Below are 26232 nucleotides of genomic sequence, written 5' to 3'. Positions count from 1 at the left end.
GCAAAGCTTTTTATGCAACAATATATCCTTTCTTTTGACCAGGGAACCACGAGTAGCCGTGCCATTTTATTTGATAAAAACGGTGCGATTTTTTCTACGGCACAAAAAGAATTTACGCAAATATTTCCGCAACCCGGTTGGGTAGAGCACGATGCCAATGAAATCTGGAGCACGCAAATTGGTGTGGCTGCGGAAGCCATTACCAAAGCGGGTTTGAGCATTCAGAATATCGCAGCCATTGGCATTACCAATCAGCGCGAGACCACGGTGGTTTGGAATAAAAATACAGGTGTTCCCGTATACAATGCCATTGTTTGGCAGGACAGAAGAACTGCGAATTATTGTGATGAATTAAAAGCAGCTGGTCATGCGGCAACCATTCAGGAAAAAACAGGATTGATTGTAGACGCGTATTTTTCTGCTACCAAAGTAAAATGGATACTGGATAATGTAGCGGGTGCCCGTGCCATGGCTGAGAAGGGTGAACTCATCATGGGCACGATTGATACCTGGTTGGTTTGGAAACTCACCAACGGTCAAGTGCATGTAACCGATGTGTCGAATGCATCGCGTACCATGCTCTATAATATTCATACCCTGCAGTGGGATGCCGATTTGCTTGCGCTCTTCGATATTCCCGCAGCCATGCTCCCCCAGGTAAAAAGTTCCAGTGAAATTTACGGACTTACCCAAAGCATTCTGACTTCGCATCCCGTGCCCATTGCAGGGATTGCGGGTGATCAGCAGGCAGCTTTGTTTGGTCAGCAATGTACCCAGCCCGGCATGGTAAAAAATACTTACGGTACGGGTTGTTTCATGTTGATGAATACAGGTGAGAAGCCCGTTCGTTCCACCAATCAATTGCTCACTACCATTGCCTGGCAGGTGAATGGGGTTACGCAATATGCACTCGAAGGTTCGGTGTTTATTGCGGGGGCAGTAGTGCAATGGTTGCGGGATGGCTTGCAAATTATTCGTTCTTCTACGGAAGTGGAAACCCTTGCTGCACAAGTGTCTTCATCGGACGGAGTATATGTGGTTCCGGCTTTCGCGGGATTGGGAGCGCCTTACTGGAATCAGCATGCGCGTGGAACCATTGTTGGCATTACGCGGGGTACTACCCGTGCACATATTGCCCGTGCCGCAGTGGATAGCATTGCTTATCAAACCATGGATGTACTCAAAGCCATGGAAGCCGATGCCGGTATTTCTATTAAAGAATTGCGCGTGGATGGAGGCGCAACGGTTAACAATAGCTTAATGCAGTTTCAATGCGATTTATTGCAAACTTCGGTGGTGCGTCCTACTACGGTGGAAACCACGGCGCTTGGTGCGGCGTATTTAGCTGGTCTGGCTGTGGGTTACTGGGGTTCTGTTTCAGAGATACAAAGCATCTGGCAGCGCGATCGCGTTTTTACACCAGCTATGACTTTGGCTTCACGCGACGAACTCGCAACTGGCTGGGCCAAAGCAGTAGGAGCTGCGATGAAGTATTAAGCAGGTTTCTTTGATTTACTCAATATATTGAGTAATTTTACTCATTACATTGAGTAAAATTAGAATTATGTTCCAACGAATTCATTATCAATCGCTTACAAAAAGACTCATGGAGCCACGGCGCTTTATGCAGGTGATTATTGGGCCTCGTCAGGTGGGTAAAACAACCATGGTAAGTCAGGTTGTAAAGGACTTAAGAACCCCTTATTTATTTGTTTCTGCCGATGCTGTACCACTGGGAAGCGGTATTTGGTTGCAGCAACAGTGGGAATTTGCCCGTTTGAAATTGAAGCAAGAAAATGCGAAAGAGTTTGTTTTAATTATCGATGAAATTCAAAAGATTGACCAGTGGAGTGAAACAGTAAAATTGCTTTGGGATGAGGATACCAGATTGGAGGCGAATATCAAATTGGTTTTATTAGGGTCTTCCCGACTGCTTATTCAAAAGGGTTTAACGGAGTCTTTGGCAGGTAGATTCGAGCTCATTTATATGGGGCATTGGAGTTATTCGGAAATGAAAGCAGCATTTGATTATTCATTTGAAGATTTTGTTTGGTTTGGGGGATATCCTGGCAGTGCCGCATTTGTTCATGATGAAGTAAGGTGGAAAGAATACATGCTTCATGCAATTATTGAATCAAGTATTTCCCGGGATATTTTAATGCTGACGCGGATAGATAAACCAGCATTGATGAAAAAACTTTTTGAATTAGGATGCTTGTACGCTGGTCAGATTTTGTCGTACACAAAGATGATTGGACAGCTGCAGGATGCGGGTAATACCACAACTTTAAGTCATTATCTCGGCCTTTTACATACGGCTGGTTTATTGGGTGGAATAGAAAAATATGCAGGGGATATTATTCGAAAAAGATCATCCAGCCCTAAGTTTCAGGTGCATAATAATGCATTAATCAGTGCACAGCTATCTCAAACGAAAAAGCAGGTAATGAGTGATGCAGCAGCATGGGGAAGAATGGTTGAATCAGCGGTTGGGGCGCATATTTTAAACAGCTCGTTAACCAATCATTCGCAACTGTTTTATTGGCGAGAAAATATACTAGAAGTAGATTTTATTTTAGAAAAGAACAAGGAATTGATTGCGTTGGAAGTGAAAAGTAACGATGAAACTGATTTTCGTGGGTTGGAAGCATTTAAAAAATTGTATAACTCCAAAAAAACAATTTTGGTGGGGGCAAAAGGAATTCCTGTGTCCGAGTTTTTGCAAATGAATCCAGTTGAGTTGTTTTAGACTTTTGAAGCACATGTTATTTATCAATCAAAAAATGGCAACTTATAACTCATTTAACCCTTTTTTTGATTGATAAATATTATATTTATGATTGATAAAATCTTTCATGCCCAGAAAATTAGCCGATAATACGGACGCAATAATTGGCTTTATTGCCAATAATCCAAGATGTTCTTCTCAGGAAATATTGGATGGGTTGAATCTTACAATAAGTCTTGCTACTTTAAGAAGGAAGCTACAGGAATTAGTGGCGGAAGATTTGATTACTGCAATTGGTGAATTGAAAAGCAGGAAATACGATCTCAGCGCATCGTACAATATCATTCGTCCAATAAATGTTGAGCATTATTTTGAGAAAGAGATTGATGAACGTAAAATTCAGGATAAGTTCAATCTGGACTTGATAGAAGAAACTTTATATAATGTTACCCTCTTTACAAAATCTGAGTTGGATCTATTGAATAATCTACAAAAGAAGTTTACCAATAATTCGTCCAAATTAACTCAAGTTGAATTTCAAAAAGAGTTAGAAAGATTGGCTATTGATTTAAGTTGGAAGTCATCTCAAATTGAAGGAAATACCTATTCTTTGTTAGAAACAGAAAGATTGTTGAAAGACAAAGAAACGGCTGCAGGTAAAACGAAAGATGAAGCAACCATGTTGCTAAATCATAAAGCAGCCATTGATTTTATTATTGAGCATACAAATTATGTAGATCCAATCACTGTTGCTGGCATTGAAGACATTCACAGTATACTGGTTAAAGAGTTAGATATTAAAAGAAATATCCGTAGTGGTAGAGTGGGAATTACGGGAACGAATTATACGCCTTTGGATAACGAATATCAAATTAAAGAGGCACTTGAATCAATGTGCGCTTTAATTAATGCAAAAAGCAATGTATTTGAAAAATCTTTGTTGGCGTTGGTATTAATCTCTTACATACAGCCATTTTCTGATGGCAATAAAAGAACAGCGAGAATTATTAGTAATGCCATATTGATGAATCATCATTACTGTCCTATATCATTCAGAACCATTGATTCAATTGAATATAAAAAGGCGATGCTTGTTTTCTATGAGCAAAATAATTTGTCCCCATTTAAGCATGTATTTATCAATCAATTTGAATTTGCAGTGAATGCCTACTTTTAAATGAATGATTTGAACACTACATATGATATAGTAATCATCGGCGGCGGTGCAACAGGTTGTGGTGCAGCAGTGGACGCGGCTTCGCGGGGGTATAAGACTTTGTTGGTGGAACAATACGATTTTGGAAAGGGTACTTCAAGCCGTTCTACGAAGTTGGTGCATGGTGGAGTTCGTTATCTGGCGCAGGGGAATATTAAATTGGTGCGCGAGGCGTTAGCCGAACGCGGCAGATTACTCAAAAATGCACCACATGTTACGGGCACGCAACCCTTTGTGGTACCCGTTTTCAGCTTATGGGAAAAGTTTTATTACAGCGTTGGGCTGAAAGTGTATGATATTCTTTCAGGGAAATTATCATTGGGTAAAACCCAATTGCTCTCTCGCAAGAAAACGATAGAATTATTGCCTGCACTGAACCCTGCGAAGTTGGTGGGCGGCATTTTATATTACGATGGTCAGTTCAATGATGCGGAACTCTGCATTGACTTAGTTCATACGGCAGAGCGTTATGGCGCAACAGTAATGAACTATACGAAGGCTGTGGGTTTGATTAAAGAGAAGGGGATTATTGTAGGAGTGGAGCTTGCGGATACTTTGCAGGCGGGTGCCAGAGACCAGGCGACCAGCGGCAGCGAACACAGGACTTCGGTCCCCGCGCCCCAAAAAGTTTCCTGCAAAACAGTGATCAACGCAACCGGCGTTTTTACGGATGCGGTTTTGCAAATGGATGACCCGAATGCTGATACGCTGGTTTATCCTTCGCAGGGGATTCACCTGGTGATTGATGCCAAACATTTTAAAGGTACTAATGCGCTCATGATTCCCAAGACCGATGATGGTCGCGTTTTATTTGCCGTGCCCTGGCAGGGCAAAGTGGTAGTAGGCACTACCGATACCCATGTGGATCATATTGAAGCAGAGCCGCTGCCGCTGGCGGAAGAAATTATTTTTCTTTTGGATCATTTCAATCGCTACTGCAATGCCCAACTCACCAAAGCAGATGTGCTCAGTGTTTTTGTGGGATTAAGACCGCTGGTAAAAGCAGCAGGCACAAACGTTTCGTCCATGCTCTCCCGCGATCATACCCTGGTGGTTTCTCCCAGCAAAATGGTTACGATTACCGGAGGAAAATGGACCACTTATCGAAAGATGGCCGAAGACGCCGTGAACAATGCTGTCTTTATTGGAAGACTTGAAGGGGGTAAGTCCGCAGCGAAACTGAATAAGAAATCGAAATCCAGTGACAAATCTGTCGAGCGAAAATGCATTACCAAAGATTTGCCGATAGGCGATTTAGGTGATTCGCAAAAATTAGCTGAACAGCTATTGAAAGAAGCCCCTTCATTGGGGGCGCACTTGTTTCAGGAGGTAAAGAAAATTTCAAGTTCGGATGGCGCTGACCATTCTGTTGGTGCCTATGCCATTCGCGCGGTGGATGTGGTTGTTGCGGCGCGCTGCAAATACGTTAAAACCGTGGAAGATTTTCTTGCGCGCCGCAACAGACTGCTCTTCCTAGATGCCAGAGCCGCCATTGAAATTGCGCCAGCCGTTGCAGCCATTCTTCAAAAAGAATTGCATTGGTCCAATGAACAAAGAGAGGAGCAAGTGCAATCCTTTATTCAATTAGCACAACAATACATAATTCAGTAAATTCAAATCATGAATGCATTCATCGCTGAACTCTTAGGAACCGCTACCATCATTGCCTTTGGTAATGGAGTGGTGGCCAATGTGGTTTTAAATAAAACCAAAGGAAACAATGGGGGCTTAATTGCCATCACGTTTGGCTGGAGTATGGCGGTGTTTATCGGGGTGTATATGGCGGCTGCTTCTAGTGGTGCGCATTTGAATTCAGCGGTAACGATTGGATTGGCTTCTCTCGGAAAGTTTGAATGGTCCCTGGTGCCGCAATATTTGCTGGCTCAATTACTGGGAGCCATGCTGGGTCAGTTTCTTGTATTTGTTATTTACAAGGATCATTTTTATGCAACCGCAGATGGCGCAACGCAGCGGGCTTGCTTTTGCACGGATCCTGCCATTCGGAATCCAACCCAAAATTTTCTAACCGAATTTTTAGCTACGTTTATTTTTATGCTGGCGGTTTTATTCCTCTCCAAAGGAGAACATGCATTGGGCTCTTTTGATGCTTTGCCCGTGGCCTTGGTGGTGCTGGGTATTGGTTTAAGTTTTGGTGGTCCAACGGGTTATGCCATCAATCCTGCCCGTGACCTGGGCCCGCGTATTATGTATGCTATTCTGCCAATGAAAAACAAAGTAAGTGCGGATTGGGAATATGCATGGGTTCCCATTGTGGGCCCTATTTTAGGAGCTTATTTAGCCGGAGCTGTTTATACTACCCTATTTTAAAAACGGAAGCTTAAAATGCTTGCTCGCCACTTTCTTTTTCTTCATAATGGTGGGCGTATGCTGAAATTCCTGGTAGTAGATTTTTAATAAGATCAGGAAGTAAGAAATAATCAAGGGGCCAAAGATTAATCCGGTGATACCAAAATATTGCAAGCCCATGATTACGCCTAGCAATGTAACCAGCGGATGAACATCTGCCATTTTTTTAGCCAGTACAAATCGTACCACATTGTCCATTACGCCCATCACCAGGGATCCCCAGGCGATTAGTCCAATGCCATAGCCCAGTCCAATATTGGCCATGATATAAATACTCACCGGTACCCAGATTAATCCGGCGCCTATAATCGGAATCACGGATGACAAACCTGTGAGTACGCCCCAGAAACCAGGCTCTGGTAATCCTACCCACATATAATATAACCAGGCCAGTCCTCCCTGAATAATGGCAATCATAGGAACCCCAATGGCATTGCTCACGGTCTGTGCCCTGAGTTCGTTGGCAAACAACATAATTTTTTCGCGCTTAAAGGGCAGATAAAAAACGATGGCAGCTTCCATTCTGTTTAGGTTCGCAATCATGAAAAACAAAATGAAGTACATCATACCCATGGCGCTGAGTAAGTGTAATCCCTGACTGAGAATACTGCTGATAAAATCAGTAAAATAATTCTGAATGCCGCTCAGGTTTTTTTCTGATAAGAGTTCAAAATGGTATTCCATTTTTAGTTGCTCATCCAATTGCTTTAGGGGTTCTAAAAATGCATCCGTATTGCCTGCAATCAACAAGGCTTTTTGATACAACATGCCCGCCAAAAAAGAGAAAGGCAGCAGAATGATAAAGAAAGACACCACTATCACTAATACGGCAGCAGCTGTTTTGCTCCAGTTTTTTTTCTTCACCAGAAATTCTACGCTGGGTTTACTGAGCACATAGAATATAGTAGCAGCAAGGAACGCAGTGAAAAATTGTTTTAATGTATAAAACAAAAACGCCGCGAACAATAGCATGACGCCCAGAAAAATATAGCGGTTTATCTTATGGTCTTGTTGCATTTTTCGTAACTTGTATCAAATGTATTATTTATGAGCGAGAACAATAAATTCATTTCCGGTTTATTGCTGGGAGTATTGGCTGGTTCAGCATTGGCTTTGTACCTGAGTTCCGATAAAGGAAAAGAGTTACTGGCCAATATGAATATTGATACGGATGAAATTAAAGAAGATATGCAGGAAACCTATGGCAAAGCCAAAGAGAATGTAGAAGAACTATTGGCTAAAGCCAAACAGCTGGTGAAAGAATTAGAAAACAAAGTTTCAGAAGCCTAGAAGAAGCAAGCCATGTCCGACTCCAATCAATTTTTTAAAGACGCCAAGCAGGAACTGGAAGATTATATTCAGAACAGAATCCTTTTGGCCAAAATGCAGGTGGCCGATAAAGTAAGTGATAAAATGGCGGCAGGCGCCCTCTTGACCATTCTGGGTGTTTTGTTTGTCTTTGCCCTTATTTTCGGGGGGATCATGGCTGCCTATTATTTAACCGACCTCACAGGTAGTCTGGTGAAGGGTTTTGGCTATGTAGCAGCTTTTTTTCTGGGATTGGCCGTTTTAGTGCTGATTTTCCAGAAATCCATCGCCGGCGGGGTTCGCAATTCCATCATTAAAAATCTTTTTAAGTAACCACCCATATCGCTTTTACCATGCCAGCCTTTACGCCTCCATCTATCAGCAACCAGGAAGAACTCCAGAAAGCCATCGCCCAGCTAAAAGGGCACCTGGCCAGTCAGGAGAAGGACCTGGGTGAGCGGGCAGCTAAAATCCCCTCCCAACTCTTTAAAAAAGCCTCCGGAGCCATTGTTCCCGCGGTTTTAACCACTGCCAGCCTGGCCGGGGCATGGAATATTTTAAAACTGGTTCCCGTGGCCCAGTCCCTCTTTTCAATTTTCAAGAAAAAAAAGGACTAGTTCCTTCGCCTTTTTTGCGGCTTACCCTTACCTTTGCGGCCAAATCAACCATTTATGGCAACAACAGGGAAGATTAAACAAATTATTGGTGCGGTTGTAGACGTTCATTTTCAGGACAGCGCATTGCCTGAAATCTACAATGCCTTAGAGATAACCAAGGAAAACGGTGACAAGCTGGTACTTGAGGTACAGCAGCACCTAGGAGAAGACAGTGTACGTACCATTGCGATGGACGGAACTGAAGGTTTAGTAAGAGGTATGTCTGTAGTTGATACAGGTAAAGCCATCGCTATGCCAATCGGTGAAGGTATCAACGGTCGTTTGTTTAATGTAACTGGTGACGCTATTGATGGTCTTCCTCAATTAGATAAGAGCAACGGTCGTCCGATCCACGCTAAGCCACCAAGCTTCGAAAACCTAAGTACTGCAACAGAAGTATTGTTTACCGGTATTAAAGTAATCGACCTTATTGAACCTTATGCAAAGGGTGGTAAGATTGGTTTGTTCGGTGGTGCGGGTGTAGGTAAAACCGTATTGATTCAGGAATTAATTAACAATATCGCGAAAGGTCATGGTGGTCTTTCTGTATTCGCCGGTGTGGGTGAGCGTACTCGTGAGGGTAACGACTTATTGCGTGAGATGATTGAAGCGGGTATCATGAAATATGGTGATGGCTTTAAACATAGCATGGAAGAAGGCGGATGGGATCTTTCTAAGGTTGACTTAGAAGGTCTGAAAGATTCAAAAGCTACTTTCGTATTCGGTCAGATGAACGAACCTCCAGGGGCTCGTGCTCGTGTGGCTTTAAGTGGTTTAACTATTGCGGAATACTTCCGCGATGGTGATGGTACTGGAAAAGGTAAGGACATTTTGTTCTTCGTTGATAATATCTTCCGTTTTACTCAGGCAGGATCTGAAGTATCTGCGTTGTTAGGCCGTATGCCTTCAGCGGTAGGTTACCAGCCAACCCTTGCTACTGAAATGGGATTGATGCAAGAGCGTATTACTTCTACCAAGAATGGTTCTATCACTTCTGTACAGGCCGTTTACGTACCTGCGGATGACTTGACTGACCCGGCTCCTGCAACTACTTTCGCTCACTTGGATGCTACTACCGTATTAAGCCGTAAGATTGCCGACTTAGGTATCTACCCTGCGGTGGATCCATTGGATTCTACTTCTCGTATCCTTACTCCGGCTATCGTAGGTGAAGCACACTACGAAACGGCTAACCGTGTAAAGTTGATTCTTCAGCGTTACAAGGAACTACAGGATATCATTGCTATCCTTGGTATGGATGAATTGAGCGAAGAAGATAAAATGACCGTACAGCGTGCTCGTAAAGTACAGCGTTTCTTATCTCAGCCTTTCCACGTTGCTGAACAGTTCACTGGTTTAAAAGGTGTATTCGTGAGCATTGATGATACCATCAAGGGTTTCAACGCCATCATGGACGGTGAAGTGGATGATTATCCTGAAGCAGCCTTTAACCTTGTAGGTACTTTGGATGACGCCATTGAGAAGGGTAAGAAAATGATCGAAGCAGCAAAAGGATAATTTATGATTCTAGAAATATTAACGCCTGAAAAAAAATTATACAGTGGTGAAGTGTACGGTGTACAGTTGCCTGGTATAAGTGGTTTATTCGAAATCCTTGATAAGCACGCGCCATTGGTAAGTGCCTTGGGTAAGGGTAACCTGAAAATTTTAAAGGATAAGAAAGAAGTAGAAAAGTACTCTATCCAAAGCGGTTTTGTTGAAGTGTTGAACAACAAAGTAACCGTGCTGGTAGAAGGGGCAGTTGCCTTATAGTGGCACAGCCTTTTGCTGAAACGAAATAATAAATTTCTCTTATAAGTTTGAATAGCTCCTCCATTTTGAGGGGCTGTTTTTTTTGGGGCTATGTTGTGGTTTTTGCGAGAGTATGGCGGTCTTTAGTGAAAATTGTTTCACAAGAATGTTTCACGGAGGGGGTAGGCTCTATCGTTTTTTTGAAAATGGTGAAAAAATATACCGATAGTATTAATTGTACGTTATTTTGTACGTTTTAATGTAATTTATTACCTTTGTTACTACAATTTGAAGTTATGCAAGCAGTTTCTATTTCACAATTAAGAAGTAATATGAAAAAATATTTAGATGATGTGACCAAATCATCGGACACCCTGATTGTGTCAAGAACTGCGGAAGAAGAGGCGGTTGTTATCCTTTCTTTGAAAGAATACAATTCGCTTTCAGAAACAGGACACCTGTTGTCTACTGCTGCTAATAGAAACAGACTTCGTGAATCTATAGATCAATTGGAAAAAGGGGTTACCAAAAAATTTGAATTATAACCATGCATTTTGAATTCACAGAAAATGGGTGGGACGATTTTCAATTTTGGATTGAAACAGATGAAGATGTCGTTCTAAAAATAAAAGACTTATTAAAAGAGATAAGAAAAACTCCATTTAAAGGAACGGGAAAACCAGAACCACTTAGATACGATCTAAAAGGTTTTTGGTCTAGAAGAATTACTGGAGAACATAGACTAGTGTACAAAGTGGAGGGGAAAAAAGGAGTGGATCAAAAATGTATTATCCTTCAATGTAGATTTCATTACGATTAAATATTCTATTGACTTAATGGTAATTCCATGTTTAGATCAGTACCGTGAAATCACGGTCTTTTTCTAGTATTATTCCTCTATTGTTTTTAGATTTTTTTTCTTTTATTGAATCATAAGTATCATCATTATGATTCGATATCACTTTTTTGTTTGCATAGCAAAACTTCTAGCACCGTTAAATAACCCACCTTTTTTGCTAAAACTGCCTTTCCGTTTATTTGGTCTTATTGGTTCCTTCGTACTGTTCAGAACAAAACCTTGTTGCAACAAGTAAACCAACCCGAGTTCACGGTAGCGGGACTTCTGCGTGACGCTGAAATAACCATGGCGAAAGACAGGTCTTTTAAATTTAAGTAAAATGAAAAAAGTATCATTTGAACAGCTCGGTTTAGTAAACCTGAGTACCGAGGAATCGCTGGAGATTAATGGAGGAGGCTTTTTTGGTGAATTATTCAAAAAGGTTGTTTTGTTTGAAGTTCTTAAGGACATCAAAGAAAACTGGGATGAGTGCAAAAAAGGGTTAAAGGATGGATGGAATTCATTAAAATAATTTTAAAAAATTTATCATGAACAAGAAATTAAACCTAAATGAATTTTCTGGAATTACAGAAATGTCATTTGAAGAAATTCAAACAATTGATGGTGGTGGTTTTTGGTATGACTTTTTTTATGTAGTAGGTGCTACCGGAAAAGCAATTTGGACTTTTTCGAAAGATGCAGTCGAATACCAACATTCACTTCCAGCAAATTTGAAAAAGTAATTATAATGGTTGGGTTTACCCAACCATTATTTTGTTTTTTTAAGAACTAAAAAGAAATATGACAAACTTATTTATTCAATTAATTACGTCTCTTGCTAAGAGAAGGATTTCTTTGCTAGTCTTTTATGTAATAATTTTTGACTTGATAGTAACTATTATTTTTTCGTATGTCCTTTTTCCAAATCATTCTGCTGGTCCACAATTTGACTCTAGTCTTGAGGCATTTCTAATGGCAGTTATTGTTGCACCAATCTTAGAAACATATTTAATTCAATACTCTATTATTGGGTTTATTGTTAAGAGATATCCTAGTAAACTATTAGAAGCTTGTTTAATATCAGCCACAATATTTGGGTTGCTTCATTATTACTCAATTGAGTATATGGCAAAAACATTTATTTCAGGGGTAGTGTATGGGATATTATTCTTGGTTTCTATAGAGAAAAAAATTTATCCATTATTGCCAGTGGCAATATCACATTCTATATATAATTTCTTGGGCTTTTTAACTCAATATGCTTTGTAACCATGCTCCCCCCCAATATCAATATCATTTATTTTCCCCCACGGCAATGGCTATATTGGATTATTCTGACTATGGTCATTGCTTCTTTTTCTGTTTTACCATTCATCAAAACCTCCATATCAATAAGGACGAATGGAGTCATTCGGCCAGCAAGTGAAAGAACCGAAGTGAAATCAATGCTTACAGGGCATATTGATCAGCTGTATGTACAAGAAGGAGATACTGTGAAGCAAGGGCAGCTGATTGCCATGATTAAGGATAGGGTATCTGAACCGAAAAGGCAACTGAATCAAATTGAACTGAATCAAAAAAACAAGTACATACAAGATCTTCGTTTGTTAACGGAACAAAAAGATGCCATTGGCCAACTTCCTTTAGCATCTTTAGCAACCCCTCTTTATAAAGAGCAACTAAGTAAGTTTCAATTTCAAATGTCCGATCAACAATCCGCCATTAAGAAAGTGACTAATGAATTAACTATTTATACTTCACTCTTAGCCGAGAAAGTAATTGCCCGTAAAGAACATTTTGATAAACAAATTGAGCTGGACCGATTAGTTGCTTCTTTTAATGCGTTTAAAAATAACCAGCTGATATCCTGGCAAAACGACTTGCAGCAATTTCTTTTGGATAAATCTTTATATCAATCGCAAAAAAGCCAGATTGAAGTGGATCAGTCCAATCATTTTATACATGCCCCTGTGGCCGGTGTTATCCAAAATATTAATACTCGATACATAGGAGGGGTGGTTACAGCCGGAGAATCCCTTTGTTTGGTTTCTCCTTTGACCAAACTGGTGGCGGAGTGTTATTTGTCTACAAAAGATATTGGAATGCTTACCATTGGCCATGTTGCTAAGTTTCAAATGGATGCTTTTGACTACCAATATTTTGGCCTGCTTTCGGGTAAAGTGTTTGCCATTGAAAATGATTACTCTCTCATCAATAACCAGCCTGTTTTTAAAGTACACTGTAACATCGATAATGTGCAGTTGAATATGAAGAATGGATACATTGGTAAGATTAAAAAGGGCCTCAGTTTTCAGGCCAGATTCATCGTTACGGAACGGTCGCTCTGGAATCTTTTGTTTGACACCATGGATGATTGGTTTAATCCCGTTGCACATGTTAAAAGCTAATCTTCGTATCCAGCAACGTGATATTACCGATTGCGGTGCTGCCTGTTTGGCCTCTGTTGCCATGCATTACCAGTTGGAATTATCTGTTAGTAGAATTCGTCAATATGCAGGTACGGATAAAAGAGGTACTAATGTATTAGGGTTGATTGAAGCTGCCGAAAAACTTGGATTTCAAGCCAAGGGGGCAAAAGGAACTTTGGAGAGCCTTTCGAAAATCCCACTCCCTGCCATTGCGCACTTGGTCCTTCCCAATGGCTTGCATCATTATGTTGTCATTTATAAAGTCAGTTCTAAGTCCATTGTGTATATGGATCCCGGCGATGGTCAGTTTGTTACGAAGCCACAAAAGGATTTTATGACTTTATGGTCTGGAGTCATTTTACTAGTACTCCCTGGAGACAATTTTGTAAAAGGCAAACAAAAAAAATCAAATCTGCATCGTTTCTGGAAGCTTGTTCAACCTCATTCCTCTATGCTTTCCCAGGCTTTCTTGGGAGCAATTGTTTATACGCTACTTGGTCTTTCTACTTCTATTTATATGCAGAAGCTAATAGACTTTGTATTGGTGGAAGGCAATCTTCAGTTATTGAATATCATGAGTGTGGGTATGATTGCATTCTTGGGTTTTCAAATCATTATTGGATATTATAAATCTTTATTGGGAGTTCAATCGGGTCAAATGATGGATGCGCAACTCATTTTAGGCTACTATAAGCACCTACTTCAATTGCCGCAGCGATTCTTTGATACCATGCGAGTGGGTGAAATTATTAGTAGGGTAAACGATGCGGTTAAAATCAGAGACTTCATTAACTCAGTTGCCTTGAACTTATTGGTTAATATACTTATTGTTGTTTTTAGTGTAGGGATTATGTTTCTGTATTATTGGAAGCTGGCTTTAATTATGCTTATGTTGATTCCTATTTACACACTGCTTTATTGGATTAGCAATAGAATCAATAAAAAATGGCAACGCCAATTAATGGAAGAGAGTGCAGAGTTGGAAACCCAATTGGTGGAGAGTTTACATGCTGTGGGTACCATTAAAAAATTTGGCTTAGAATCTTTCTCCAATGAAAAAACCGAGAGCCGTTTTGTTCGGCTTTTGCATTCCATTTACTATGCCAGTAAATATGCGCTATGGATCGGCAATGGTGTTGAATTTTTTACCAGATTTTTTACCATACTGCTGTTATGGTTGGGCTCGTATTTTGTGATTCAGCGAGAATTAACACCGGGAGAGCTTCTCTCATTTTATGCCTTGGTAGGTTATTTTACGGGTCCTGCTTCTTCTTTAATTGGGGCCAATAAGTCTATTCAGGATGCTTTGATTGCTGCAGATCGTTTATTTGAAATCATTGATTTGGAAACAGAAACTTCTGCTGATGCAAAAGTGGAACTGTCTTCTGATTTAATCGGGGATATTGAACTGAAGCATATTCAGTTCAGATATGGCACCCGTGCCACTGTTTTTGATGATTTAAGTTTAACTATATCAAAAGGCAAAAGCACGGCTGTGGTGGGCGAAAGTGGAAGTGGTAAATCTACGCTTTCCTCTTTGCTGCAAAACCTTTATCCTTTACAGAAAGGCCAAATTACCATTGGGGGATTAGACCTTCAGCATATTAGCACTAGAAGCCTGCGGAAAAGAGTGGGGGTGGTACCACAGCAGATTGACTTGTTTAGCGGCTCCATTGTAGATAATATAGCAGTGGGGGATTATGAACCCGATATGCAAAAAATAATCTTCCTTTCGAAGTTGTTAGGAACAGATGAGTTTATTGAACAGTTACCTAATTCTTATCATAGTGTGGTGAATGAACAGGGTGCTAATTTTTCTGGAGGACAAAAGCAAAGGTTGGCTATTGCCCGTGCATTGTACCGAGATCCTGATATTTTAATACTGGATGAAGCTACCAGCAGTTTAGATCCCGCTAGTGAACAAAAAGTACAAAATGCTTTGCAATGGTTTAAGGAACAAGCAAAAACCATCATCATTATTGCACATCGATTAACCACAATTAAACATTGTGATCAAATTCTGGTATTGAATAAAGGCAATTTAATTGAACAGGGTTCACACTCGTACTTATTAAACTTAAACGGGCAGTATGCCCAACTCTGGAATCATCATGAATCAAAGTAAGAATCCCTTCGTCGTTATTTTGCTGCTGCATGGAATTTTTTTTAATTTCATTCTATTGCCATTAGCAATAATATTTCCAAACTTTCAGGCTGTTTTATTCCCTCTATCTCAACCTATGCTTTTTCAAGATTGGGTGAATTCAGTTTGCCTCAATGTATTTGCTTGGCATCTTTTGTATGCAGGATTAAAAAATCCTTCATTCTTTAAAACCCCAAGGCGTCTGAGGGATGAATTAAAAAAGTTTTCTTGGATTTTTCGGTTAGAGCAATGGGTGTATCAGCATAGCAAAGGCTTTTTAAAGAAACCCCAGATATTGATGGTTTTAATGGGTGTCGCAATCTGTTTCAATATTATCCTTCCCATTATTTCCACGACCATTTTCGGATACAAACTTTCCTATCGTTCCTTAGGGCTCTCTTTTCTTTCTTTTCAGTTTGTGAATTTCGTTGCCTTTTATTTTTATAACAAGTTCCCCAATGAAACTTTGGATAAAGAGGATACGATTCCTTCTCCTTGGTTACTGGCAATTGTTTTTGGCAAATCTGCTAAAAAGAAAATGGCAAATCAGTAAATAAAAAAATCACGAGAACCGATGTTAATTCAACTGCGGATCAATAGGGTAGTTGGTCATTTGTGCGTATTCGCCGCCCAGCTGTTGTAAGCTGCGTTTCCAGATTTGATGCGGTTCGTCTATGAATAGGATGCCCGGGTCGGACTGTGTAAGGATCCAACTCTTTTCATCAATTTCTTCCTGCAATTGGCCGTTGCTCCATCCGCTATAGCCCATGAAAAAGCGAATCTGGTTTTCTGTAATTTCTTTGTTGTGTAAGGCCGCAATGGCTACATCAAAATCACCTCCCCAATAAATCCCTTTGGTAATTTCTAAACCTTCCTGAATGATATCGGGTCTGCGGTGTATAAAGTGTAGGGTGTGTTGCTCTACAGGCCCGCCTTCAAAAACGGGCAGTGCTATTCCCTCTGCTATTTCTACTAAGTCTCCCAAGTATTGATTGGTTTTTTTATTGAGGATAAAACCAACATCTCCCTCCTCATTGTGTTCGCAGATTAATACGGCAGTTCTTATAAAATTGGGATCCTTTAAAAAGGGGTCCGACAACAATAATATTCCTTTATTTAGTTCCATTCGTATTCAAAAGATAAGAATAATATTTATTTTCCGTACCAATTGTTAAAAATTCTCGTTAAAAAAGCCTGACAACGGGTAGATACCCCAGGGTCTGGACTTTTTCATTTTATATTTGCTTCGCATGAAGAGAACCTTCCCCATTATTGTTATACTAATTTCGCTTTCACTCTGTGGCTTATTCCTGTTGCAGGCCTCTTGGTTTGATAACCTGATGGAAGTAACCAGGACGCAGTTGATTGAGAAAATAAATATGGTTGGGTTTAATGTTGCGAATGACATTGGTAAGTCTACTCGCTCTTCGCAACCGCTTCGTTTAAATAGAAGGGGTGGATTCTTGCTGGGTTCTGAATTACAAATTAAACTGTTCCGTCAGCCTACCGTTGAAGAGCGATTCACGATGGAAGAAGTAAGAGATAAAATTTCCAAAGAATTTCAGCGGGTTAAATTGAATAACCTGAAGTTTGAATTTGCTATTTCTGATGTAGAGGGTGACTATGAATTTTATTCTACTGGATATGAACAAGAATTTTGGGATACAATCAATAACAAGCGCAATTATTATCCGATTATTAGGGATACGGATAATCTGGCTTTGAATGAAGCCAATGAATTGTTGATAATCATCGTTCCAGACCTAGCCAATCAAGTTTGGTATTCACTTCGTTGGATTTTAATGGGGGCCGTCACATTCTTTCTGATTATTCTGGCGGCTTTCTATGTAACAGTAAAGACCTTATTGAATCAGAAAAAGCTATCTCAAATTAAAAGCGATTTCATCAACAATATGACCCATGAGTTCAAAACGCCACTGGCTACCATATCCCTTGCGGTGGATGCACTCAAGAGTCCGAAAGTGCAAGCCAACCCTGAAAAAGGGGCTTATTTTACCAATATTATCAAAGAAGAAAATATCCGCATGAACAAGCATGTGGAAACCATTTTACAAGCTGCTTTTTTAGAGAAGCAAGAGTTGAATTTGAATTTGTCTAAAGTGTCTGTTCATGAAATGGTGCGTGAAGTCGCGGGTACTTTTGCGTTGCAATTGCAGGATAAAAACGGCAATATTGATTTTCTTTTAAATGCTTCCAACGACACCATTAGTGCAGACGATACGCATTTCAGAAATATGATTTCTAATTTAATCGACAATGCTATCAAATACTCTCAGGACCCTGTCCGCATTATTGTATCATCGCATAGTACCAAGAACCATTTTGTATTGCGTGTTCAAGACAATGGAATTGGTATGAACAAAGAATCGGTGAAGCGCATTTTTGAAAAGTTTTATCGTGCGCATACGGGCAATCTGCATAACGTAAAAGGTTTTGGCTTAGGCATGAGCTATGTGAAAACCGTTATTGATGCACACAAGGGTAAAATAAAAGTGGACAGTGCCATTGGCAAAGGAACTTCGTTTACAATTGAAGTGCCGCTCATGCAGGATTGACCCAAAGTATAGAACCATCTCCATAAGATAGAAAACGATATTCGTGCTTTAAGGCATAGTCATAAATGCTTCTCCAATCATCTCCTACAATAGCAGATATCAAAAGTAACAATGTGCTTTGAGGTTGATGAAAATTGGTTACCAAGGCACGAATGATTCTGAATATGTATCCTGGCGCAATGATGATTTGTGTTTTCGTAATAATGCGGTCTGCATTGTTTTGTTGCATCCAATGTAGTAGGGCAGTTAAGGATTCTTCAGCGGTATATACTTTCGCAGTATTATTTTCACTATCTGCACCACCATATGGTTCCCACTGTGACACTTGCAAGTCTGCGGCTGCAATTGATGGATTCCGCAAAGTCTTAACGCCAATCCAGTAAAGGCTTTCCAGCGTACGCAGCGATGTTGTTCCCACCGCTATAATACCCAATGCAACATGCGCCAACAACTGCTCAATGGTTGCACGATTTACATCAATGAATTCTGCATGCATTTCATGATCCTTCATTTGTGCGGCTTTCACCGGTTTAAAAGTACCGGCCCCAACATGCAGTGTTACATATCCTTTATGAATATTTTTCTTTGCTAGTTTTTCAAATACGGATGAAGTAAAATGCAATCCTGCGGTTGGTGCTGCCACCGAACCATCGTGCTTTGCATAAATGGTCTGGTATCTTTCTTTATCTGATTCTTCTGTCTCTCTGTTTAAATAGGGAGGGAGAGGAATATCTCCTGCTAAATGCAAAACTTCTGCAAAGCTTAGTGCTGCTGGTTCCCAGCTGAATTCAATAAGGAAACAATCGCTCAGTATTTCTACCTTATTGGCAAAGATTTTTAACGGTTTTTGGGGGTTGGGTCGATCAAAACTGTCTTGGCTATGCTCGCTCGCAGCTACTTCTAGAAACACCGCCCCTTCCTTCCATTTCTTGGCTCCTCCCACCAAGCACTTCCATTGCACAGAACCCTTTTGTAGCATCGCTGTAGTTATATCGCCGTACTGATCCGAAGGCTCTAAACAGAACAATTCAATTATACCTCCGGTAGGCTTTTGGAACAAGAGTCGGGCTTCTACCACTTTGGTATCATTGAATACCAATAGGCTTCCCTGGGGGAGTTCATCGGCTATGTTTGCATAGACTGACTCTCTAATAGAAATACCATTTCCCGAAACAGGGCCTGTTTCACCTGAATTTGGCTCGGCCGTCTCCGAAAATTGGGGTGCCCCGTAAATCAGCAGCTTGCTCTGATCCCGCTGTTCCAGCGGATATTTGGCGATTTTCTCGTTGGGCAGCTCGTAGTTAAAGTCTTCAATATGCAGGTTTGACGGGTGTTTCATGCGATTTTCATTGTTATTCACGGCTTATCCACAGTAATTCACAGGTTATACAGTGCCTTTAATGCCATTTCGTCTGGAATGCAAGATAGGAAAGGATTGCAGCCCCTTTAATCTTGTGGATAAATACAAGACCCCCATTTTTGGGTTAAAAGTGGGAAAAAGTGTTATTTTGTGTCAACAAGTGGTAAACTTGGAAATATTTATTCACTTATGATCGGATTTCACGGAGAATATGAAGCAACGGTAGACGCCAAAGGGCGTTTCCTCCTTCCGGGCGGGCTGAGAAAGCAATTGCCTGAAGGAGAGTCGCGCTTTATTCTGGGTCGTGGGTTTGAAAAATGCCTCACGCTGTATCCGATCAAAAGTTGGGAACTCATTATTTCTAAGATTAGCCAGTTAAATGATTTTGATCCAAAAGTACGTCAATTCAGACGTCAGTTTTTGGGAGGTGCTACCGAGATTGAACTGGATGCTGCCGGCAGAATGTTATTGCCTGCTTCATTAAAGGAATTCGCGGGCCTTTCCAAAGACATTGTACTAGCTGCCGCCATGGACCGTTTTGAAATCTGGGATGCAGCGAAGTACAAACAGCTCTTTGAGGATTTCTCAGCGGAGGCTTTCAGTAGCCTGGCGCAGGAAGTGATGGCAGAGGCAGATAAAAAACAAGATAAATAATAGCATGGAAAAAATACCTGCTAACGATTATCATGTTCCGGTGCTCTACCACGAAACCCTGGATGCGTTGTCGATTGTTCCGGATGGAATTTATGTAGACTGCACATTTGGTGGGGGTGGTCATAGCAGAGGCATTCTGGAAAAACTGGGGCCCAAGGGCAAGCTGATTGCATTTGATCAGGATGCAGATGCGCAACAGAATATTCAGAACGAACCTCGTCTCTTATTCATTCCGCAAAACTTTCGTCACCTGCATCGCTTTTTGCGTTTGCATGGGATAGATCAGGTGGATGGAGTGTTAGCGGATCTGGGTGTGAGCTCGCACCAGTTTGATGAAGGAGAGCGCGGTTTCTCTATTCGCTTTGAAGGTCCGATGGACATGCGGATGGATAGAAGACAAACCCTTACAGCTGCCGACATTATTAAAACCTATTCTGAACAACAGTTGCACAAATTGTTTGAACAGTATGGGGAAGTAACCAACGCCAAAACCCTTGCTGCACAGATTGTTCAGCAGAGAGCCCGCTTACCTTTTGCAACCATCGAGCAGTTCAAGGCTTTGATTAGTGCAGTGGTAAAAGGAAATCCCAATAAATATTTAGCCCAGGTTTTTCAGGCGCTTAGAATTGAAGTGAACGATGAGATGGGAGCGCTGAAAGAAATGTTAGAGCAGTTAACCAAAGTGTTGAAGCCCGGAGGAATTGCTGCCATCATTACTTTCCACTCGCTGGAAGACAGATTGGTGAAAAACTTTTTCAAGCAGGGAACTTTTGAAGAAGTAATAGATCATCCACTCTTGTCAATTGAGAAACCAAAGCATTTTCAACTGGTGAATAAGAAGCCCATAACGGCTGGTGCAGTAGAGTTGAAAAGAAATAGCAGAAGTAGAAGCGCAAAGCTGAGAGCAGCAGCGCGCTTGTAATATATATACCGTGCCCGAAAACAAAACAAATCCTAAGAACCCCATTAAGGGTTTGCTTAACTATGAGTGGATAGTGAAGAATATTGGTTTCTTCCTTTTCCTATCTCTTTTAGCAGTACTGTATATAGCCAACGGACATATGGCCGATAAAACCATACGCCGTATTAATAGCATCAATAACGAATTGAAGGAATTGCAGTTTACCTACAAGACTTTGAAGAGTGAATTGATGTACAAAACGGAGGAGTCGCAGATTGTGAAGTTGGTGGAACCCATGGGTTTAAAAATAAGTAAGGAAATGCCCGAGCGCATTCAGAAATAATGGAAGTAAAACGCGATATACTATGGAGAGTGTACCTCAGTTATATACTGATGGTAGTTGCCTGTATCGCCATCTTTGGTAAAGCGGTTTACATTCAGCAAGTAGAGGGAGCCAAGTGGAGAAGCATGAGCGATAGTTTGCACCAGCGCATTGATGAAATTGAAGCAGAGCGTGGTACTATCTATTCTGAAGACGGTCAGATGTTGAGTACTTCTATTCCGCAGTTTGATATTTTCATTGATTTCCGCGTTGCGGGATTAAGAGAGAAAAACGGACTGCGTTTTAGAGAGAATATAGATTCTTTGAGTTATTGTTTAGCACAACTGTTCAAGGATATGAGTCCGGTGGAATACAAAAGAGTATTGCAGCAGGCGTACAAAGCGCAGGAAGGATATTTTCCACTGAAGAAAAAAATCAGTTTTACGCAGTACGATTCTTTACGCAAATTTCCTTTGTTTAAACTGGGTCGTTACAAAAGCGGTATGATTGCCAATGAGCGCACGGTTCGCCTGAATCCTTATCAGATGCTGGCTTTCAGAACCATTGGTCTGGCCCGTGATTCTAATAAAGTGGGTTTGGAAAAAACCTACGATGCAGTTTTAAAAGGAAGAAACGGTAAGCAGACTGTTCGTTCCATTGCAGGTGGAGTTGGCGTTCCTGTGGATGATACTTACCTGGTAGAACCAGAGACGGGTAAAGATATTGTGAGCACCATTGATGTATTTATTCAGGACATTGCTGAAGCAGCTTTGATGAAAATGATGGTGAAGAACGAAGCGGAAAATGGTTGTGTAATTGTAATGGAAACCAAGACCGGAAAAGTAAAAGCCATTGCCAATCTGGGCAGAATGCCCGATGGCTCTTACTGGGAAAATTTAAACCATGCGATTACACCCAGCGAACCGGGATCTACTTTTAAGCTGGCCACATTAATGGCTTTGCTGGAAGACAAGAAAGTAAACCTGAATCAAACCATTAACCTGGAGAACGGTGCATGGAGAATTGCAGGTCAAACCGTGTATGATTCTGAAAGACATGCTGAGAATATTGTAACCGTAAAGCAGGCTTTTGAATTGAGTTCGAATGTAGCCATGGCTAAAATGGCGGTTACGCATTACCTGAATAATCCGCAGCAGTACCTGAAGCATTTGCGTAAGATGCGCATGGATACCATTACAGGAATTGATTTGGTAGGAGAGCGCAGGCCGGTGATTCATCGTCCGGGTTCTAAATTATATGGTCCTACCACTTTGCCCTGGATGAGCTTTGGATATAACCTTGCCATCAGTCCATTGCATACGGCTATGTTATACAATGCGGTTGCGAATAACGGAGTAATGATGCGTCCTTATTTGGTTAGCAGCATTAAAGAAGAAGGGGTGTTGTTGAAAGAAATTCCACCAGTGGTTTTAGATACGCAAATCTGCAGCCCATCAACACTTGCAATGTTGAAAGCCAGTCTGGAAGGGGTTTGTATTTCAGGTACGGCCAAGTCTTTGTTTGCTGGCACACCTTATAAAGTAGCGGGTAAAACAGGAACGGCGTTGGTGGCAGATGGCAACAGAGGATACAGCAGTAAAATTTATCAGAGTTCATTTGCCGGATATTTTCCTGCTGATAATCCGCAATACACTTGTGTAGTAGTAATTAAGAACAAACCTTTTGCTCCTGTATTCTATGGCGCTGCTGTGGCAGGGCCGGTGTTCAAGGAAATTTCGGATCGTTTGTATGGCACTTATATCAAGACCAATAAAACCCTGATTGCAGGATCCAATAAAAAGGACAGCAGCTTCTTTGCCTATAACGGATACAAGGCAGATTTGATGTACCTGACTGAAAAATTAAAAATTGGTTTTTCAGATTCTACCGGAAGAGCAGATGAGTGGACCCGTGTAAATAAGAACAGTGCGAAAGCAGTACTGCAAAGAATGCCGGTGAATAAAAATGCCATGCCTCCGTTGAAAGGCCTGGGATTAAAAGACGCCATTTATCTCTGCGAAGAAATGGGATTGATGGTGCAGGTGAAAGGAAGAGGAAAAGTAACAGAGCAGTCGATTGTTCCCGGACAGCCGATTGCGAAGGGGCAACTGGTGCAGCTGAGTCTTAATTAAATAACAAAATAATAGACGACATAACTAAAGAAACTTAACTGTTAAAAATAACCCAATGAAAACGCTACAGCAACTTCTTATTCAAACCAAAACGCAGCAGGTAACTGGTGCCTTGAATAAGGACATTACTGCCATTGAGATCGACTCAAGGAAAGTGAAAGCTGGTGCTGTATTTGTTGCCATTACAGGAGCACAGAGCGATGGCCATGCTTTTATTGGTAAAGCTATTGAGTTGGGTGCGGTTGCCATTGTTTGCGAAAGCCTTCCTGCTGAGCTTGATGCTGCGGTTACTTATATTAAAGTGGCCAGCAGTGGAGAAGCAGCTGCGCGCATGGCAGTTGAGTTTTATAATCATCCTTCTGCAGAAGTAAAGCTGGTGGGTGTTACGGGTACCAACGGTAAAACCACCATTGCTACTTTATTATTCAAGTTGTTCCGTCAGTTAGGGTATAGTTGTGGCTTAATCAGTACGGTTCAGAATCAGATTGATGATACTATTATTCCAGCCACGCATACCACACCCGATGCCATCAGCCTGAATGCCTTGTTGCGCAAAATGGTGGACGAGGGTTGCTCTTATGTTTTTATGGAGTGCAGCAGTCATGCCATTCATCAGCACCGCATTACCGGATTGCAGTTCAACGGTGCTTTGTTCAGCAATATCACACACGATCATTTAGACTATCACAAAACTTTTGATGAGTATATCCGTGTAAAGAAAAAATTCTTCGATGATTTATCTGCTGATGCATTTGCCATCTCTAATGCTGATGATAAACGCGGAGAAGTGATGTTGCAGAATACCAACGCTACTAAATACTTGTACAGCCTTAAAACCATGGCTGCTTTCAAGGGAAAAATATTAGAAAATGCATTGACAGGTTTGGTGATGACCATCAATGACCAGGAAGTGCATTTTCGTCTAATTGGAACATTCAATGCCTACAACTTACTGGCGGTGTATGGTGCGGCCGTTTGTTTGGGTGTTGAAAGTTCAGAAGTACTAACTGCATTAAGCATGCTTACCGGTGCAGAAGGCCGCTTCGATTATATCATCAGTGCCAACAATATCATTGGTATTGTAGACTATGCACATACCCCCGATGCATTGGAAAATGTATTGAGCACCATTAAAAAATTGCGCAAGGGCTACGAGCAAATCATCACAGTGGTAGGTTGTGGTGGAGACAGAGACAAAACAAAACGTCCTGTAATGGCGCAGGCAGCCTGCGACTGGAGCGACCGCGTGATTTTAACCAGTGATAATCCCCGCACGGAAGACCCTGAAGCTATTCTGCGCGATATGGAAGAAGGACTGAGCAGTGCGGCAAAAAGAAAGTATATCACCCTGGTAGATCGCAAGCAGGCAATTGAAGAAGCAGTAAGAATGGCCAAGCCGGAAGACATTATTCTGGTGGCCGGAAAAGGACACGAGAAATACCAGGACATCAATGGAGTGAAACTTCCTTTTGACGATAAAGAAGTTTTACAAAAAGCATTTACCACCATTACCCAATAAACCCATACTATGTTATATCAATTATTTAACTGGCTAAAACAAAGCTTCGATATTCCCGGAGCCGGGCTGTTTCAGTTCCTGACTTTCAGGATTGCAATGGCGATTGTATTGAGCTTGGTAATTGCAACAGTGTATGGAAAACGCATCATTCTGTTTTTACAGAAAAAGCAAATTGGGGAGTCGGTAAGAGATTTAGGATTGGCGGGTCAGGAGCAGAAGAAAGGAACTCCTACCATGGGCGGTATCATTATTTTGCTGAGCATTCTTATTCCAACCTTATTGTTTGCCAATTTAGATAAAGTATATGTGCGACTGATGGTACTTTGTACGGTTTGGTTGGGTATCATTGGCTTTCTGGACGACCTGTTTAAAATTCGCGCCAGAAAAGCAGCACAACAAAAAGGCGAAACCTACAAGAAAAAAGATTCTGATGGATTGGCCGGTATCTCTAAAATTATTGGTCAGGTAGGATTGGGAATCATCATTGGTACTACCCTTTATTTCAGCAATGCCGTAACGGTAGAAAGAGAAATTATTGGTTCTGCGCGTAAAGTTTCTATGTTGCAGGAAGGAGAAAGATTTGCGAAAGATTCAACCATTATTGTTCGTCAAATAAATGGATTGGAAAGAAAATTCGTGAAAGTAAAAACGCCCATCACTACCATCCCTTTTGTAAAGAACCATGAGTTCAATTACAGCAAGCTGATCAGCTGGATGGGAGAGGGTGCAGAGAAATATACCTGGATTGTGTACATCCTGATTGTGACCCTGATTATTACTGCTGTTAGTAACGGTGCCAACCTTACAGATGGATTGGATGGATTGGCTGCCGGTGTGAGTGCCATTATTGGTGCGGGTTTGCTGGTATTCATCTATGTAAGTTCCAACTACATTTTTGCCGATTACCTGAACATCATGTATATCCCGAACCTGGGTGAGCTCACCATTTTTGTGGGTGCATTCGTAGGGGCTTGTATTGGATTCTTATGGTACAATGCTTTTCCTGCTCAGGTATTCATGGGCGATACGGGCAGCCTTGCACTGGGTGGCATTATTGCTTCCTTAGCCATCATTGTAAGAAAAGAATGGTTGATTCCTATTTTCTGTGGCGTGTTCCTGGTAGAAAATTTAAGTGTGATGATTCAGGTAGGATACTTTAAGTACACTAAGAAGAAATACGGTGAAGGAAGAAGAGTGTTTTTAATGAGTCCATTGCATCATCACTATCAGAAGAAAGGATTTCATGAAAGCAAGATTGCGGTTCGTTTCTGGATTGTAACCATCATGCTGGTGGTAATGAGTGTAGTATCCTTAAAAATCAGATAAAAGAA

Annotated in this window: 28 protein-coding genes; 25 read left to right on the top strand and 3 right to left on the bottom strand. The window is 41.1% G+C overall.

The window, feature by feature from the left end; all coding sequences use genetic code 11:
- Window positions 1-12: 12 nt before the first annotated feature.
- From glpK to P767_RS0107640, 5 genes are all read left to right on the top strand, one after another.
- Window positions 13-1497 carry a glycerol kinase GlpK gene (gene glpK, locus P767_RS0107660; RefSeq protein ID WP_026764030.1) on the top strand — a complete coding sequence of 495 codons (1485 nt, stop codon included), beginning with the start codon at window positions 13-15 and terminating at the stop codon, window positions 1495-1497.
- Window positions 1498-1564: 67 nt separating this feature from the next.
- Window positions 1565-2749 (top strand): ATP-binding protein, encoded by a 1185-nt coding sequence (locus P767_RS0107655; protein ID WP_051417224.1) that lies wholly within the window; start codon window positions 1565-1567, stop codon window positions 2747-2749.
- A 106-nt stretch (window positions 2750-2855) separates the two neighbouring features.
- Window positions 2856-3905, top strand: a complete 1050-nt coding sequence (locus P767_RS0107650; RefSeq protein ID WP_026764028.1) for a Fic family protein — start codon at window positions 2856-2858, stop codon at window positions 3903-3905.
- Window positions 3906-3914: 9 nt separating this feature from the next.
- A complete protein-coding gene (locus P767_RS0107645; protein WP_216593215.1) occupies window positions 3915-5555 on the top strand; it encodes a glycerol-3-phosphate dehydrogenase/oxidase in 1641 nt (546 codons plus the stop codon).
- A 9-nt stretch (window positions 5556-5564) separates the two neighbouring features.
- Window positions 5565-6272 carry an MIP/aquaporin family protein gene (locus P767_RS0107640; protein ID WP_037351688.1) on the top strand — a complete coding sequence of 236 codons (708 nt, stop codon included), beginning with the start codon at window positions 5565-5567 and terminating at the stop codon, window positions 6270-6272.
- Here P767_RS0107640 and P767_RS0107635 read toward each other — a convergent pair.
- Window positions 6264-7328: an AI-2E family transporter gene (locus tag P767_RS0107635; protein WP_026764025.1), complete on the bottom strand. Its 1065-nt coding sequence runs from the start codon at window positions 7326-7328 to the stop codon at window positions 6264-6266. The genes P767_RS0107640 and P767_RS0107635 overlap by 9 nt on opposite strands.
- A gap of 30 nt (window positions 7329-7358) precedes the next feature.
- Between P767_RS0107635 and P767_RS0107630 the strand changes: the two genes are divergently transcribed.
- The 13 genes from P767_RS0107630 (at window position 7359) to P767_RS0107570 (ending at window position 15990) form a co-directional block, all read left to right on the top strand.
- Window positions 7359-7601, top strand: coding sequence for a YtxH domain-containing protein (locus tag P767_RS0107630; RefSeq protein WP_026764024.1), 243 nt, complete (start codon window positions 7359-7361; stop codon window positions 7599-7601).
- Between the two features lie 12 nt (window positions 7602-7613).
- Window positions 7614-7952 carry a phage holin family protein gene (locus P767_RS0107625; protein WP_026764023.1) on the top strand — a complete coding sequence of 113 codons (339 nt, stop codon included), beginning with the start codon at window positions 7614-7616 and terminating at the stop codon, window positions 7950-7952.
- A 20-nt stretch (window positions 7953-7972) separates the two neighbouring features.
- A complete protein-coding gene (locus P767_RS0107620; protein ID WP_026764022.1) occupies window positions 7973-8236 on the top strand; it encodes a hypothetical protein in 264 nt (87 codons plus the stop codon).
- 54 nt (window positions 8237-8290) lie between these two features.
- Entirely contained in the window at window positions 8291-9793 is a 1503-nt protein-coding gene (atpD, locus tag P767_RS0107615; RefSeq protein WP_026764021.1) for a F0F1 ATP synthase subunit beta, read from the top strand.
- A gap of 3 nt (window positions 9794-9796) precedes the next feature.
- On the top strand, window positions 9797-10048 hold the full coding sequence (gene atpC, locus P767_RS0107610; RefSeq protein WP_026764020.1) for an ATP synthase F1 subunit epsilon: 252 nt from the start codon (window positions 9797-9799) through the stop codon (window positions 10046-10048).
- Between the two features lie 275 nt (window positions 10049-10323).
- Window positions 10324-10572 (top strand): type II toxin-antitoxin system Phd/YefM family antitoxin, encoded by a 249-nt coding sequence (locus P767_RS0107605; RefSeq protein ID WP_026764019.1) that lies wholly within the window; start codon window positions 10324-10326, stop codon window positions 10570-10572.
- Window positions 10573-10574: 2 nt separating this feature from the next.
- Window positions 10575-10847 carry a Txe/YoeB family addiction module toxin gene (locus P767_RS0107600; protein WP_026764018.1) on the top strand — a complete coding sequence of 91 codons (273 nt, stop codon included), beginning with the start codon at window positions 10575-10577 and terminating at the stop codon, window positions 10845-10847.
- Between the two features lie 358 nt (window positions 10848-11205).
- Window positions 11206-11397, top strand: a complete 192-nt coding sequence (locus P767_RS0107595) for a hypothetical protein (protein WP_026764017.1) — start codon at window positions 11206-11208, stop codon at window positions 11395-11397.
- Between the two features lie 16 nt (window positions 11398-11413).
- Window positions 11414-11608, top strand: a complete 195-nt coding sequence (locus tag P767_RS0107590) for a hypothetical protein (protein ID WP_026764016.1) — start codon at window positions 11414-11416, stop codon at window positions 11606-11608.
- A gap of 58 nt (window positions 11609-11666) precedes the next feature.
- On the top strand, window positions 11667-12134 hold the full coding sequence (locus tag P767_RS0107585; RefSeq protein ID WP_026764015.1) for a CPBP family intramembrane glutamic endopeptidase: 468 nt from the start codon (window positions 11667-11669) through the stop codon (window positions 12132-12134).
- 71 nt (window positions 12135-12205) lie between these two features.
- Window positions 12206-13273: an HlyD family secretion protein gene (locus tag P767_RS0107580; RefSeq protein WP_172637524.1), complete on the top strand. Its 1068-nt coding sequence runs from the start codon at window positions 12206-12208 to the stop codon at window positions 13271-13273.
- Complete coding sequence (locus P767_RS0107575) at window positions 13260-15419, top strand: peptidase domain-containing ABC transporter (RefSeq protein WP_037351687.1); 2160 nt, start codon at window positions 13260-13262, stop codon at window positions 15417-15419. The genes P767_RS0107580 and P767_RS0107575 overlap by 14 nt, the downstream gene beginning before the upstream one ends.
- A 115-nt stretch (window positions 15420-15534) precedes the next feature.
- A complete protein-coding gene (locus tag P767_RS0107570; RefSeq protein ID WP_157611413.1) occupies window positions 15535-15990 on the top strand; it encodes a hypothetical protein in 456 nt (151 codons plus the stop codon).
- A gap of 24 nt (window positions 15991-16014) precedes the next feature.
- On the opposite strand, the gene P767_RS0107565 is transcribed toward P767_RS0107570, so the two are convergent.
- On the bottom strand, window positions 16015-16563 hold the full coding sequence (locus P767_RS0107565; RefSeq protein ID WP_026764011.1) for a YqgE/AlgH family protein: 549 nt from the start codon (window positions 16561-16563) through the stop codon (window positions 16015-16017).
- A gap of 124 nt (window positions 16564-16687) precedes the next feature.
- Between P767_RS0107565 and P767_RS0107560 the strand changes: the two genes are divergently transcribed.
- Entirely contained in the window at window positions 16688-18013 is a 1326-nt protein-coding gene (locus P767_RS0107560; RefSeq protein ID WP_026764010.1) for a sensor histidine kinase, read from the top strand.
- On the opposite strand, the gene P767_RS0107555 is transcribed toward P767_RS0107560, so the two are convergent.
- The gene (locus P767_RS0107555) at window positions 18000-19352 is read right to left on the bottom strand and encodes an S-adenosylmethionine:tRNA ribosyltransferase-isomerase (protein WP_026764009.1); all 1353 of its coding nucleotides are present in this window, start codon (window positions 19350-19352) and stop codon (window positions 18000-18002) included. The genes P767_RS0107560 and P767_RS0107555 overlap by 14 nt on opposite strands.
- 210 nt (window positions 19353-19562) lie before the next feature.
- Between P767_RS0107555 and mraZ the strand changes: the two genes are divergently transcribed.
- Genes mraZ through mraY form a run of 6 tightly spaced genes read left to right on the top strand, consistent with a single transcriptional unit; the run spans window position 19563 to window position 26227 of the window.
- Window positions 19563-20027 (top strand): division/cell wall cluster transcriptional repressor MraZ, encoded by a 465-nt coding sequence (gene mraZ, locus P767_RS0107550; protein ID WP_026764008.1) that lies wholly within the window; start codon window positions 19563-19565, stop codon window positions 20025-20027.
- A gap of 4 nt (window positions 20028-20031) precedes the next feature.
- Entirely contained in the window at window positions 20032-20949 is a 918-nt protein-coding gene (rsmH, locus tag P767_RS0107545; protein WP_026764007.1) for a 16S rRNA (cytosine(1402)-N(4))-methyltransferase RsmH, read from the top strand.
- Window positions 20950-20959: 10 nt separating this feature from the next.
- Entirely contained in the window at window positions 20960-21271 is a 312-nt protein-coding gene (locus P767_RS16335) for an FtsL-like putative cell division protein (protein ID WP_051408470.1), read from the top strand.
- Complete coding sequence (locus P767_RS0107535; protein ID WP_026764006.1) at window positions 21271-23382, top strand: penicillin-binding protein; 2112 nt, start codon at window positions 21271-21273, stop codon at window positions 23380-23382. The genes P767_RS16335 and P767_RS0107535 overlap by 1 nt, the downstream gene beginning before the upstream one ends.
- Before the next feature lie 55 nt (window positions 23383-23437).
- Entirely contained in the window at window positions 23438-24901 is a 1464-nt protein-coding gene (locus tag P767_RS0107530) for a UDP-N-acetylmuramoyl-L-alanyl-D-glutamate--2,6-diaminopimelate ligase (protein ID WP_026764005.1), read from the top strand.
- Window positions 24902-24910: 9 nt separating this feature from the next.
- Window positions 24911-26227: a phospho-N-acetylmuramoyl-pentapeptide-transferase gene (gene mraY, locus P767_RS0107525; protein WP_026751278.1), complete on the top strand. Its 1317-nt coding sequence runs from the start codon at window positions 24911-24913 to the stop codon at window positions 26225-26227.
- The last annotated feature ends 5 nt before the right edge of the window (window positions 26228-26232 follow it).

This window comes from Sediminibacterium salmoneum NBRC 103935, assembly GCF_000511175.1.
Classification (GTDB): Bacteria; Bacteroidota; Bacteroidia; order Chitinophagales; family Chitinophagaceae; genus Sediminibacterium; species Sediminibacterium salmoneum.
Note: the sequence above shows the minus strand (reverse complement) of the source record. Positions and strands in the feature narration are given on the sequence as shown.